The organism is Rhizobium oryzicola (assembly GCF_030504645.1).
Lineage (GTDB): Bacteria > Pseudomonadota > Alphaproteobacteria > Rhizobiales > Rhizobiaceae > Neorhizobium > Neorhizobium oryzicola.
This window is the reverse complement of sequence record NZ_JAUKWQ010000004.1, coordinates 136,546-149,880: the sequence shown is the minus strand read 5'-3', so window position 1 is coordinate 149,880 and position 13,335 is coordinate 136,546. Positions and strand designations below refer to the sequence as shown.

Genomic DNA, 13,335 nt, shown 5'->3' with positions numbered 1-13,335 from the left:
CCTCACGCCCCTTCGAGTTGCAGAAAAACCTTCTCCAGAAGGCCGTTCAATTGCGCCAGTTCGTCCGGTGTGATGTTGACGAAGGACGAGGCGAACACGTGGTCGGCCTCCTTGCGGGCGAGACGACGCAGACGGTCGCCTTCGGGAGTGAGGCAGACTTCGGTCACGCGCCCGTCATTGGGCCGGACGCGGGTGACGACAAGTCCGTCGGCAATCATGCGCTGGACGATCTTCGTCACGGTATTGAGCTTGATGACCGCATAGTCGGCAATTTCCGAGACGCTCAGATGCTCGTCCTCGTAAAGCGACATGAGGACGCGCCAGCGCGCCACATCCAGGTTCAGCGGCTTCAGGCGACGTTCAAGAACCTGCGCGTAGCGCGCGTTCACACGCGACACCCAGTAAAACGGCCAGTCTTTCTTCATTCGCTTTTCTGCAGTCACTCCAGTGTGTTCAGCAGCATTAGGAGCTGTGTTTTCAAACATGAGTGTCTCGTGCCTGTTTGGTGTTTTGGCCTTCCCGAAAAGCTTCGGGCAGTGCGCATCCACTGCTTGCGCGCCATGGCGATAGTGGAAAATTCCCTTATTCGCAACCACCATATCCGGCGAATTACCCGATTTCATCGCGGTCAAGGCGGCCATTCATCAGAAGAAGGTAAATTATTGGAAGGATTTTGAAATCAAAGAAGATTTTCACTTGTAAAATGGAAAAGAGCTTGAAAAACATCAAGTCAAAAAGTATATTTTTCACGTGAATTTTCTTCTTTGTTGGTGCAAAGCCAAGCAATGGGAGGCGGCTTCTTATGGAGAGGCCGTCAAGGGGTAAACTTTTGCCGATGCCGGGATGAGGCGAAATAATGCCCGCGGCATCTGGAGTTTCACGATCGAAAATCGATCAGATCTCAGGGGAACATGAAATGAAAAATCTGGGTTCCATTCACCCGCTCTTGGCGCGGACAACAAGCGACCTTGACCGCAGACAGTTTCTCAAGCGTGGCGCACGCGCGGTCGCAGCAACTGCCGCAATGTCCTCCTTTCCGGTAGGGCTTGTTTCGCGTGCCCGCGCTGCAGACAGCACTATCGTTGTTGGCTTCATCACATCTATGTCAGGTCCAGTGTCTTCGCTCGGCATTCCCTATGATCAGGGCATCAAAGCCGCTCTGGCCTTCAAGAACCAGGTGGGGGGCAAGTCCGTCAAACTCATCGCTCTCGACGATGCCTCCGATCCAACGATCGCCGCTGTTAACGCCCGCAAGCTCATTCAGGAAAGCAATGTCGACGTGATCATCGGCACGGCCGGCTCGCCGGGCGCGCTGGCGATTGCGACGGTGTGCGCAGAGACGAAGACACCTTTGATCTGCATCGCAAACGCAAATCCGCAAGGAGAACCGGGCAATTGGACGATTACGATACCTCAGCCTGCACCGCTTATGATTGCGGGCGCGGTTGCGCATATGCAGCAGGCGGGCGTCAAATCCGTCGGGTATATGGGGTTTGCTGACCCCTGGGGCGACCTCGTCTACAATGCCCTGATGGAATCGACACCTGCGGCTGGCATCAAGGTTACCTCAAACGAGCGTTACGCCCGTGCCGACACATCGGTGACCGGTCAGGCCCTCAAGGTCTTCGCGACACGGCCTGACGTTTTCGTCGGGGGTGGTTCCGGTACACCCGGCGCGCTGCCCTATCTCGCGCTGCGGGAGCGGGGCTACAAGGGGCAATTCTATGGTACGCCCGCCATTATCAATCCGGCTTTCGTCAAGGTTGGCGGCGCCGCGGTGGAAGGCTTAATTGCGTCTACCGGACCGGTGGTCGTTTTCGAACAGCTTGCCGACACCAATCCGACAAAAGCCGTCTCGCAAGAGTTTGCCAAGGCGTTGAAGGCTACCGTTCCTGATGCGACACCCAATGCGTTTTCGGGCTATTCATTCGATGCCTGGGTGCTGTTCCTTGCTGCGGCAGAAAACGCCATCAAAACGAACGCGCCGGGGACGCCGCAATTCAAGCTTGCTCTTCGCGATGCATTGACCAATGCACGTGAAGTGGTTGGTTCTCATGGCGTCTACAACTTCAAGCCCGGCTCACGCTACGGCAATGACGAGCGCTCTCGGGTTCTCGTGAAGCTGGAGAAGAGCGACTGGAAATTGATCTCCTGATCGATGGATGCAGATGCGGTGGGCGAATGGCGCCTGCCGCCTTTCACAGATCCCTTGTCCGGGGTCGTGCGCAGTCATGTTCGGGAGTATCCGGATGTCTTTGGACATTGTTCTTATTTTGCTGATCGACGGGCTGTCGACCGGAGCGATCTACCTGCTTGCGGGCCTGGGTTTCGTGCTGGTTTTCTCGGTGACCCGCGTGATCTTCATTCCCTCCGGGGATATTGCCGCCTTTGCAGCGCTGACACTTGCTGCATTTCAAAGCCGCACGGTGCCTGGCTCGATCTGGCTGGTCGCTGCCATGGCCGTTCTCGCCTGTCTTGCTGAATGCGTTACCCTGGTGCGTAACGGCTCTGCGCGTCGTTTGCCGCACGCGATCTTCTTCTACGCCGTTTTGCCGCTCATACCGTGTATCGCCGGATTGGCAATCGCCAAACAGGATGTTCCTGAGATACTGCGCATTGCGATTACCATGGCATTGATCCTGCCCATGGGCGTGCTGATTGACCGCCTGACGCTGAGGCCGCTTGCAACGTCATCTACGCTCATTCTTTTCATCGTCGCTATCGCGGTTCATTTCCTGATTGCTGGAATTGGCCTTATCGTCTTCGGGCCTGAAGGCGTGCGCACGAACCCCATTCTCGATGGTGTTGCTTCTCTGCCGGGCGGCGTTGTGGTTCCAGCGCAGCAGATACTCATGATGATCGTAGCGCTGCTGCTGAGCCTCGTCTTTTACCTGTTCTTCGGACGCTCCATTACCGGGAAGGCTTTGCGCGCAACTGCTTCAAATCGCGTCGGAGCTCGCCTCATGGGTATCCGGCCGGAGCGAGCGGCCGCGGCGGCCTATCTCATCGCTTCGGGGCTTGCTGCCATTGTCGGTATTCTGATCGCGCCGGTCACGACCATGTACTACGATTCCGGGTTCATGATCGGTTTGAAGGCGTCCGTCGGCGCGATCATCGGTGGCATGGCCAGCTATCCCATTACGGCGATCGGTTCTGTTTTCATTGGTATCCTGGAAAGCGGGGCCTCGTTCGTTGCGAGTGATTACAAGGAAATCATCATCTTCAGCGTGGTCATTCCGGTGCTGATCTGGCGGTCCTTCGCCGTTCACCGTGACGGTGACGAAGAAATCGAGGAGCTTGCCTGATATGATGCCCGCACGTTTACTCGCTGTCGTCGTGGTTCTTGCGCTTTTTGCGCTGCCTGCCGTGGCGCCACCTTTTCTTGTCACCCTCATGAGCCATGTCGGCGTTAGTTCGCTTGTTGTCCTTGGCCTTGTTCTTCTGACCGGTATTGGCGGAATGATGTCCTTCGGACAGGCGGCCTTTGTTGGCATTGCGGCCTATACCACCGGTTGGCTGACCACTGCCCTGGGCTGGTCACCCTGGTTGGGGCTTATTTTCGCCCTAGCCCTCACGGCCGTCAGTGCGCTGGCCATTGGCGTCATCACGCTGCGTCTGGGTGGGCATTTCCTTCCACTTTCGACAATCGCCTGGGGTTTGTCGATCTACTATCTCTTCGGCAATCTGGAGCTACTCGGCCGTCATAGCGGAATGCTCAATATCCCGCCCATCACGCTCGGTCCCATTTCTTTCATGTCGCAGACGGCGATGTACTATCTCATCTGGACCTTCGCGCTTCTGGCAACGCTCTTCAGCCTGAATCTACTCGATTCCCGTGAGGGAAGGGCGCTGCGTCTTCTGCGAGGTGGAGCGCACCTCATGGGAAGTATCGGCATGGACACTTTCGGCACACGGCTGCGGGTGTTTGTCATTTCCGGCATATTCGCAGGCATCGCCGGCTGGCTCTATGCGCATATGACCCGCTTCATCAGCCCTGCGCCGTTCGAAGTGAAGATCTCTATCGAGTATCTGCTGATGGCGATGACAGGGGGCGCATCGCACGTGGCGGGGGCGACAGTTGGCTCTGGTTTGGTCGTGTTGATCAAGAATTGGCTTCAGGATCTTCTGCCACATCTGACGAGCAACCCCGCGCAGCTTGAGCAGGTAGCCTTTGCCCTGATGCTGATCTTAATCCTGCGCTTTGCCAGAAGCGGTCTGATGCCCTTGGTTCTCAAAGTGGTCCGGCGCACGTCGCGTCCGATCCTAAAGGAAGCGGGACTTCTCCCCAAACGGCAATTGCCCGCGCCGGGGGACACGGTACTGGAGGTGGATGCCGTCGAACGGCGTTTCGGTGGGCTTATTGCCGTCAACAAGGTCAGCTTTGACGTGAAGGCGGGCGAAATCGTAGGACTGATCGGCCCGAACGGTGCCGGCAAAAGCACGATGTTCAACCTGATCACGGGAACGCTTTCCGTTACAAGCGGGTCGGTTCGCTTCCTTGGCAGGGATGCCAGCCGTCTTTCCCAGCGCGAAGTTGCTGCCCTTGGCTGTGCCCGCACCTTTCAGCACGTAAAACTGCGGCATGGCATGTCCTTGCTGGATAATGTGGTCAGCGGCACTTACCTCCGTACCCGTGCAGGCTACATCAAAAGTGGACTTAGGCTCGATCGTGCGGAGGAGGAACGCGCACGGCTTGAAGCACTCATGCGACTGCAACAGGTTGGGCTTGCCGAGCGTGCACACGATCTGGCGGGAGATCTACCGCTAGGCCAGCAGCGTGTTCTGGAGATTGCCCGTGCGCTGGCGGTCGATCCGGTCCTTCTAATCCTCGACGAACCAGCTGCCGGCCTTCGCAAGAAGGAAAAGGACGCGCTGGCCGCACTCCTGAACAAGTTGCGCGGCGAGGGTCTGACCATCCTCATCGTCGAGCACGACATGGACTTCGTCATGAACCTCGTAGACCGGCTCGTGGTCATGGTGTTCGGACAAAAGCTGCGGGAGGGCGATCCTGCTACGATCCGCCGGGATCCCGCTGTACAGGAAGCCTACCTTGGAGGTCTCGCATGAGTGCCGCTTTGCTATCTCTCGAAGGGGTTCATGTGGCTTACGGCAAGGTTGAGGCCGTTCGCGGGGTCACCCTTAAGCTTGACGAGGGGCAGATCACCACCGTCATTGGTGCGAACGGGGCTGGCAAGACCACGCTTCTTTCTGCAGCGGCCGGACTTTTGCCTTGGAGTGGGCGGGCGCAATACCGGGGTCAGGATCTTTCCCGCATGACGGTGGAAGATCGGGTTGAGCGAGGTTTCTGCCTCGTACCGGAACAACGTGCCCTGTTCGGCGACATGCCGGTTCTCGATAACCTGCTGCTTGGAGCCTTCGTACGACGCCATGACAAGGCCTTTGTTAGGAAGAGCTTGGACGCTGTCTTCGAACAATTTCCGAGGCTTGCAGAGCGGCAGACACAGCTGGCACAGACCTTGTCCGGTGGCGAGCGCCAGATGCTCGCCATTGGGCGGGCGTTGATGTCACAACCCCGCTTGTTGCTTCTCGATGAACCAAGCCTCGGTCTTGCACCGACCATTGTGCGCGATGTTTTGAAACGCGTACGAGGATTGCGTGATCAAGGCGTTTCAATTCTCCTTGTGGAGCAGAATGCACGTGCGGCGCTGGATGTGGCGGATTATGCCTATGTCATGGACACAGGTGAGTTCGTGCTGGAGGGTGCGGCTACCGATATGGCAAACGACGAGCGTGTCATGGCGACGTATCTGGGAGGCAGGATAGAATAGGTTGGCTCCACCCGCCGCTCCGTTGCTGTATCGCCCGAATATGGCCTGCACCACATCTTCGTAGATATGCCTGCGTTAATTTTGCCGCGTCAAAGGCAACGCGAGTCTTAGAGAATGGATCGTGCGGCGGCATTGGGCGATCGAAGGGGCCGAGCTACCTATCTCTTCCGATTGTCGATGGCACGAAAATTGAATGAATGCTTAGCGGCTGAGGGCACGCTCCATGTGTCGTTCGTAGCTGCTTCAGAAGAGCCTTGGAGGGAGCATTGCTGATTTAGGGAAGTAGACGCTTACCTTGAAAGGCAGGCAGGAGGATGCAGAATGGTCGCAGATCTTGAAATCCGCGTTGGTTGGCCGCCGCATCAGTGTTGCGGAGCAAGGGTGCATTCCATCGATGAAGCAATCGGTGTGATGCCGGGTTGGCAACTCGACCTTCTGCAGATGTCGCCGGGTCGGCTAAACTATTCGCTTTCGTTGATCCAGCTGGGGATGATCCAGATTTTCCGAGAGCGGGCTGACAAGATGCTTCTGAAGCGTGGCCTTAGTTGGCCCGGATCCCTCGTGTTGAGCTTCCTTGTCAATGCGGAAGGCACTGCCTGGCTTTCCGGCCATGAGGTCGATCCTGATGTCTGCCTCATGGTCGATGGGCAGTTCCTGCCCGAAATCCTGACGCCGCGCTCGCTTGATCTCGTCTATGTGGCAATCGATCGTAACTGGCTTGCGGCACAATTGTCGTTGCGAGGGTTCGATGGTTTGGCAAATTACATCCGTGCCTACTCCTCCATTGCCATGTGGCATGCCGAAACAGCAGCCTTCAGTCGTTGCTTGTCCGGCCTATTGTCCGAAACCACTTGCGCCGGGTCCGCGAGTTTGAATTCGATAGGATCATCAGCGCAGGACTATGTTGCTGATATTCTTCTGAACGTGATTACTTCGGCTCGAAAGGTTGAGGTCGTCAGCGACACCAGCAATAAGCTTATTATCGACAAGGCGCGTCGTTTAATGCTGCGCGACTGTAGCCACGTGCCGACAGTCACTAAAGTCGCTGCCCATCTGGGGATTAGCCGCCGTCACCTTCAAACCTGCTTCAACAATTCCGTTGGCCTGCCGGCCACGGAGTTCATCAGGGCGGAACGGCTGAACATGGTTCGCAAGGCTTTGATCCAGGCGAGGCGAGAGAAGCGGGGCGCCATCATCGGCGATATCGCGGCCCAATGGGGCTTCTGGCATTTGAGTCGATTTGCCGCCGATTACCGAGATATGTTTGCAGAACTGCCCTCCGAGACCCTGCGCCCCGGCGAGAACGCGGATGTTCGAAGCAAAATGAAGAATACTTCCCAAATCGGATAACCATGTGCCGGCTTGCGTTTTTACAGTTCCAGGATTGGTTCGTGTAGAAACCTGGGGAACATAGATGTCTGACTTACGAATCGCGCGTGCGCGCGTGACCGCTTTTGCTTGTTCTGCGATTTCTGTAGCTCTCTTGTTGTCGACGCCGGCACGCGCGGTCGAGCAAGGAGGTACGATCACTCCCATGGGCGTGACCGATTTCGGCGCAGGGCTCCTTCCGCCCACAACGCCTTACGGTACGGCCGGATTAAGAAGCTCATACTATTCGTCCTCTACCCTTAGGGATGGATCTGGCAAGGAGATACCAAATAACTTTCACCTCGAGGTGGAGACGGTCTCCTTGGCATACTTCTACATGACTGATGTAGAACTGCTGGGCGCTAGGTTGGGTTTTGGCGGTGTCTTGCCTTTAATGAACATCAGCGGCCGGCTAAACGTACCCACGCCAAGCGGACCGTTTGCGATTTCCGGCAGTGATTTTGGGCTTGGCGATGCCGCGATCATGCCGTTGCTTCTCGCCTGGCAGGCCCCACCGAATTTCTTCGTCAACGCAGGTCTTCAGATTCAGGCACCGACGGGTGAATACAGCGCGTCAAAAGCCTTCAATACGGGTGTCAATCATTGGACAATAACGCCCATTCTCGGCGCTACTTATATTTCTGATGGCGGCTTTGAACTGTCGACGCAGATCAACGTCAACTTCAATACGGTCAATCCGGCGACAGACTATCGAAGCGGCATAGAATACAAGCAGGAATTTGCTGTCGGCCAGCACATCGACGCCTGGACTGTGGGCGTCGGGGGATATGCTTATCAACAGATCAGCGACGATAAAGGAACGGGCTCGCGAGATGGTAACCGTGCCCGTGTATTCGCCGCCGGGCCGGCCATCAGCTACTTCAAACCAGGCATGCCTCTTTTCACCCTGCATGCTTACAAGGAGTTCGGAGCAGAAAATCGCCCAGAGGGCTACAATGTCGCGCTGCGTCTATCCATGAGCTTCTGAGGTGATCATCATGAACCAGCTCGTCTCCTCTGGTCGTGCGGCCGGTGCGAAGCAGGGATTAATCATCCAGCTCGCAAGCAGCCTGACCATCATGGGCTCCGTAATGATCGCGCCCATGTTGCCGAAGATCACGATGGAATTCGCAGCGAAGGATCCGGGATCGGTCGATATCATCCCGCTGATCGTTGCGGCTCCTGCTCTTGCGATTGCACTTTTTGCGCCGATCGCTGGCGTGCTGGCCGATGTTCTCGGTCGCAAACGTATGCTGCTCATCGGTTGCCTTCTCTATGCGCTGTTCGGGGCATTGCCGGCAGTCATCGCGGATCTAAAGATCATCGTTCTTTCCCGCCTGCTGTTCGGCTGTGCCGAAGCGATCATCATGACCTGCTGCACCACACTGATCGCCGATTATTGGGCGCCGGCGGACCGAATGCGATACATCAACCGCCAGGTGATCACGATCGGCGTTGTCGGCGCCTTGTTCTTCATCATCGGCGGCATTGCTGGAGAGGGATCATGGCGTACGCCGTTCTTCCTCTACCTGGCACCGCTTCTGATCATACCCTCGGTTATCCTATGGCTCTGGGAGCCTGATCGGCGCGCCGAAGAAACTTCAGTGCCAAATCGTCCCCAGCAGAAGATCGCATCGACCGTTGCCGGTTCCTATTTCCTGATCTTTGCCGGCATGGTCACCTGCTTCGTCGTGACAGTCCAGACTCCTACGGTGTTGGTTGGCCTTGGCGTGACATCGACGTCACTGATCGGCGCTGCGGCGGGGCTCGCTATCCTCTGCACGCTGCTTGGCTCGGTTGCATGGCCCTTTGTCCGCGAGCGAATCGGTGTTGCCCGTGTCAATGCATTTCTCCTGTGGTTCATGGCTTGCGGGCTGTTCGTCCTTTCGCTTGCCCAATCATACCCTGTCGTACTGGTCGCAATGGTGCTGCAAGGATTTGGCGCAGGCTTCCTTGTGTCCAATGCGTCGCTGCCGCTGCTGATGAAGCTACCCGTCGGTTTACGGGCCCGTGGTATCGGCGGGTTCACCTCAAGCCTTTATCTCGGTCAGTTCGCCAGCCCATTGATTGTGGCAGTCATAGCTACGCCCTTTGGTGGCATTCCGCGAGGTCTTTCAACCGCCATTTTGATCTGGGGATGTATGACAGCTTTTATCGGGCTCGGTTGGCTATTGGTCAGCTTTTCGGAAAGCCGCCATCATGTGCAGGCGCACCACAGTTGAGCCCTGCATTTTTATCGGCGGCCTAATTCCGCTCCAACATCTCTAAGTTGAAAGGACTCTTCAATGAATGTTTCTGTCACGAAAACGACGATTGACGGTCTCGATCTCGCGGCGCAGATCCGCAGCGGTCATCTAAGCCCTGCCGAGGCTCTGTCGGATGCAATCGCCAGGGTGGAAAAGGTTAATCCTGAGCTCAATGCCATTGCTGAGAAGCTTTATGACACGGCGAAAATCCAAGCAAATTCTGTAGCTGCTTCGGGTCCGTTTGGTGGCGTACCGCTCCTGACAAAAGATCTTTTCACACCCGTACGGGGTGCAAGGATGACGAACGGGTCACTTCTGCTGAAGGACAACGTCATGTCATTCGACGCTGAACTGGTGACGCGGTTTCGGAAAGCAGGCTTCACGATCTTTGGGACCACAACTTCTCCGGAATTCGGAAGCTCGTTCACGACCGAATCGCGGCTGTTTGGCGCCAGCCGCAATCCATGGTCGCTTGACCATATCTGTGGCGGTTCGAGTGGTGCTGCGGCAGCTATGGTGGCTGCTCGCGCGCTTCCCGTTGCACATGGCAATGATGGCGGCGGCTCACTGCGCGTTCCTGCCTCTGTTTGCGGCGTGTTTGGCCTTAAGCCGTCGAGAGGTCTCACCCCGATGGGACCAGCGGTCGGCGAGGGATGGGCGGGCATGAGCACAAGCCACGTAATTAGCATTTCTGTTCGTGATAGCGCTGCGGCGCTCGATCAACTGGCCGGTGCCGACCTCGGTGCACCTTATGCGGCCCCACATCATGAGCAAACCTTCTTGTCGGCCGCGACCGGCGCACCGCCGAAGGCGCTTAGAATTGGCCTCGTGTCGCATTTAGCGCCTTGGCAGAGCCATGCGGACTGCGTTGAAGCCGTTCAAAAGACTGCAAAACTATGTGAAACGCTCGGCCACAAAGTTGAAGAAACGACTCTCCCTGTCCAGGCTCTTGAGTTCTACGATAATGTGTTCACCATTATTGGTTCACAAACTCGAAGCCTGATGCACTTCCTCAGTCGTATGGCCGGACATCCGGTGGATGAGCAGGCTCTGGAAGCGCGTCACCGCGTGCTCCTGCGTGAAAAAGGCAACTCAAGCGGTGCAGATTACGCCGCGTCAGTCGATTATATCCATGCCTTGGGTCGTCGCATGGCTGAACTTTTTCAGCGTTTCGACGTGCTCTTGATGCCAACCATGGCGCGTCCTCCCGCCAGGATCGGTGAGATCGACGTCAAGGATCACGATGATCTTTCGAGCATCATTGAAACCTTCCATTCTTTCTCTCCGTTCACGGCCCTTTTCAATGCCAGCGGGCAGCCGGCAATGTCAGTTCCGTTGCACTGGAATTCCGAGCAGCTTCCAATCGGGTCGCATTTCGCAGCACCATTCGGCGGCGAGCCGCTGCTGTTTGCGCTGGCTGCTCAGTTGGAGCAGGCACTGCCTTGGGCCCACCGACTTCCGCCGGTCAACGCCCTCTGAAATGACAATGATTAGAAACGCGTCTGCAACGTTGTGGACGTGTTTGGCTACGTTGTCTTGATCCGGGATCAAAGGCGCGGCTGGTGGCGCCGGCCTCTAAGCGATCGCCCCCGTGCTTCGAAGCGCCTAAAGCGGCAAGGCTTGCGACACGAGGTCTGCCACGATCCGCGCCGATTGCGGCGCCAGCTTGAAGCCGTGGCCGGAGCAGGCCGACATCAGCGTCGCCTTGGCGCCTGCGGACTGCAGAACGAAGCTTTCGTCCTCCGTCACGGTGTAATAGCAGGCCTTGCGCTCCAGGATCATGTAGTCGTCGAAATCGGTGTAGCCCGCCCGGCAGGCGTCGATCAGCCTTGCGACCTCATCCTCCGATGCCAGGCGCGGCTGGTCCGGCTCACCGGTTCTGGTGAAGCGGTGGTCGCCGATCTTCAGGCGTGTGCCCGGCCGCGGCGGCAGGACATAGGTTCCGGTCTCGGCATCCAGGTCGAAATAGACCGGCGCCGATGCCCAAAGGCCGGCAAACTTGCGGGGCGGTGCGAGGAAGACCACCGTCTGGCGCGAGGGCACCAGTGTCGCGGCAAATTCAGGCAGGAGCCGCGTGACCCAGGCGCCTGCGGCGATCACCAGATGGTCGGCCATATGCAGTTCTCCCCCAACCGTGATCGTGCCGTTTTCGGTGTCGATGTCGGTGACATCCGTATGGGGATGGAAGGTCACGCCCTGTGCCGCAAGATGCACGACGAGGTCGGTGAGAATGCGGTTGGGAAACAGCACGCCCGAGCCATGCAGTTCGACGGCGCGGGTGACACCTTCGGTATTGATCAGGGGATGCGCCGACTGGAAGTCCGCAATGTCGAGCTCGCGCCAGGCGATCCCCATGCGGCTCAGATCCTCGATCGAGGGATCGATCCATCCGGAAGGCTCCCGCTCGAAGGCCACCACCGGCAGGGGATCAAAGTGCCGGGCGCCGATATCCGCAAAGAGTTCCTCCCAGAGCGAAAAGGCTTCCGGCATTCTCGCCGCATAGTCGCGCATGGCACCATAGGCATGGCGCGTCACCCGGTGCTCGTCGAAAGAACTGGAGACGGGATTGGGAATGGGACCGCGATCGAAGACGCTGACGCGGTAGCCTTTCCTGTTCAAATGCCAGGCTGTGGTGAGACCGTTGATGCCCGCTCCCACGATGATGACCTTGGCGTTCACGTCCATCTGTCTTCCATGTCCCTTTGATCAATCTTGCGTTTGTTGCTGCCACAACGGGGTGCGTCAAGCGTACTGCGGCGCTTTCCAGCCCTTCTCCTCGGCCCAGCCGGCGGCAAGTCCGTCAAACCGCGAGAGGCTGTATTTCGAGATATCAGCGAAGGAGCACGCGCCGTCGAGAACCAGATCCCGCAGGGCATGGCCGGTGGCGGGCGAGAGGCCGAAGCCGACGGATGACATCGTGCAGACACTGATATTGCCGGTCTGCGCCGGGCGGTCGATGATCGGCCGTCCGTCGGGCGTATTTTCGATGATGCCCGCCCAGCTGCGGATCACGCGCGCATGGGCAGCCTTGGGGAAGAGTTCCGCAAGCCGCCTGGCAAGCGAGGCGGCGACCGTCGTGACCGGTCTGGACAGGGCCTCGCCGTCTGCCGGAAGCGTGATCCATTCATGCGGGCCGCCGCCATAGGCGAGGTTGCCCCTCAGCGTCTGGCGCCCATAGAGCCCGTTTCCATCGACGCCGCCGATCGGCATCAGTTCCAGCGGTTCGGTCACGATCATTTCCGCGCGGGCGGATTGGACCGGCAGGAAAAGCCCTGCGGTCGCCGCCAGACGGCCGATCTGCGGCCCCGCCGCCAGGACCAGATGATCGCAGCCGATGAAGCCGGCTGAGGTTTCCACGCCGACGGCCCACCCGGATTTCATCACCACCGAGGAGACGGCGGTATGTTGCAGGATGCGCCCGCCGAGATCCTGCAGCGCCCAGGCATAGGCCTGCACCGTGCGCTGCGGATTGGCGTGACCGCCCACCTTCAGGTGGATGCCGCCCAGCGCCGTGTCGCCTGCCAGCGGCACGCGCCGGCGCACCTCATCGGCGTCAAGCTTTTCCCAGTCGTAACCCAATGAGCCAACGGTCGCGCCCATGGAACGATAGAGCTCTAGATGCCGCTCATTGGTGGCGAAGATGATGCGCTCGCGGCGGTATTCGGTGGGATAGCCCAGGAGGTCGTCCATCATCGGCCAGAGCCGCTGCTCTTCGTGGAAAAGCGCGCTGTTGTAATGGCTGCAGCCGCCGCCGTTTCGGCCCGATGCCTCCCATCCGACGATGCCCTTGTCGATGACCAGGACATCGACGCCGCTGCGGGCGAGCCACCAGGCCGTCGACAGGCCCGTGACACCGGCGCCGACGACGATGACGGTTGCGCCGCGGATACCCTCGCCATTGTTGGTGACCGGCAGGTTCATCGTGGCTGTCC

Annotated in this window: 11 protein-coding genes; 8 read left to right on the top strand and 3 right to left on the bottom strand. The window is 58.2% G+C overall.

Features of this window, described 5'->3' with window-relative positions; all coding sequences use genetic code 11:
• Positions 1–2: 2 nt before the first annotated feature.
• Positions 3–623 carry a MarR family winged helix-turn-helix transcriptional regulator gene (locus Q2T52_RS14195; RefSeq protein WP_302077787.1) on the bottom strand — a complete coding sequence of 207 codons (621 nt, stop codon included), beginning with the start codon at positions 621–623 and terminating at the stop codon, positions 3–5.
• A 293-nt stretch (positions 624–916) separates the two neighbouring features.
• On the opposite strand from Q2T52_RS14195, the gene Q2T52_RS14190 reads away from it, so the two are divergent.
• The 8 genes from Q2T52_RS14190 (at position 917) to Q2T52_RS14155 (ending at position 10,882) form a co-directional block, all read left to right on the top strand.
• A complete protein-coding gene (locus Q2T52_RS14190) occupies positions 917–2,155 on the top strand; it encodes an ABC transporter substrate-binding protein (protein ID WP_302077430.1) in 1,239 nt (412 codons plus the stop codon).
• A gap of 94 nt (positions 2,156–2,249) precedes the next feature.
• Entirely contained in the window at positions 2,250–3,305 is a 1,056-nt protein-coding gene (locus tag Q2T52_RS14185) for a branched-chain amino acid ABC transporter permease (protein WP_302077429.1), read from the top strand.
• Position 3,306: 1 nt separating this feature from the next.
• Positions 3,307–5,067, top strand: a complete 1,761-nt coding sequence (locus Q2T52_RS14180) for a branched-chain amino acid ABC transporter ATP-binding protein/permease (protein ID WP_302077428.1) — start codon at positions 3,307–3,309, stop codon at positions 5,065–5,067.
• Positions 5,064–5,789: an ABC transporter ATP-binding protein gene (locus Q2T52_RS14175; RefSeq protein ID WP_302077427.1), complete on the top strand. Its 726-nt coding sequence runs from the start codon at positions 5,064–5,066 to the stop codon at positions 5,787–5,789. Before Q2T52_RS14180 ends, Q2T52_RS14175 begins: the two co-directional genes overlap by 4 nt.
• Before the next feature lie 381 nt (positions 5,790–6,170).
• Positions 6,171–7,139 (top strand): helix-turn-helix domain-containing protein, encoded by a 969-nt coding sequence (locus tag Q2T52_RS14170; RefSeq protein ID WP_302077426.1) that lies wholly within the window; start codon positions 6,171–6,173, stop codon positions 7,137–7,139.
• 64 nt (positions 7,140–7,203) lie between these two features.
• Positions 7,204–8,145, top strand: a complete 942-nt coding sequence (locus tag Q2T52_RS14165; protein WP_367187317.1) for a SphA family protein — start codon at positions 7,204–7,206, stop codon at positions 8,143–8,145.
• Positions 8,146–8,155: 10 nt separating this feature from the next.
• Positions 8,156–9,379, top strand: a complete 1,224-nt coding sequence (locus Q2T52_RS14160) for an MFS transporter (RefSeq protein WP_302077425.1) — start codon at positions 8,156–8,158, stop codon at positions 9,377–9,379.
• A 63-nt stretch (positions 9,380–9,442) separates the two neighbouring features.
• Positions 9,443–10,882 carry an amidase gene (locus tag Q2T52_RS14155; RefSeq protein WP_302077424.1) on the top strand — a complete coding sequence of 480 codons (1,440 nt, stop codon included), beginning with the start codon at positions 9,443–9,445 and terminating at the stop codon, positions 10,880–10,882.
• Between the two features lie 126 nt (positions 10,883–11,008).
• Here Q2T52_RS14155 and Q2T52_RS14150 read toward each other — a convergent pair whose 3' ends face one another.
• Both Q2T52_RS14150 and Q2T52_RS14145 read right to left on the bottom strand, forming a co-directional pair.
• On the bottom strand, positions 11,009–12,088 hold the full coding sequence (locus tag Q2T52_RS14150) for an NAD(P)/FAD-dependent oxidoreductase (protein ID WP_302077423.1): 1,080 nt from the start codon (positions 12,086–12,088) through the stop codon (positions 11,009–11,011).
• 57 nt (positions 12,089–12,145) lie between these two features.
• Entirely contained in the window at positions 12,146–13,324 is a 1,179-nt protein-coding gene (locus tag Q2T52_RS14145; RefSeq protein ID WP_302077422.1) for an NAD(P)/FAD-dependent oxidoreductase, read from the bottom strand.
• Between the last annotated feature and the right edge of the window lie 11 nt (positions 13,325–13,335).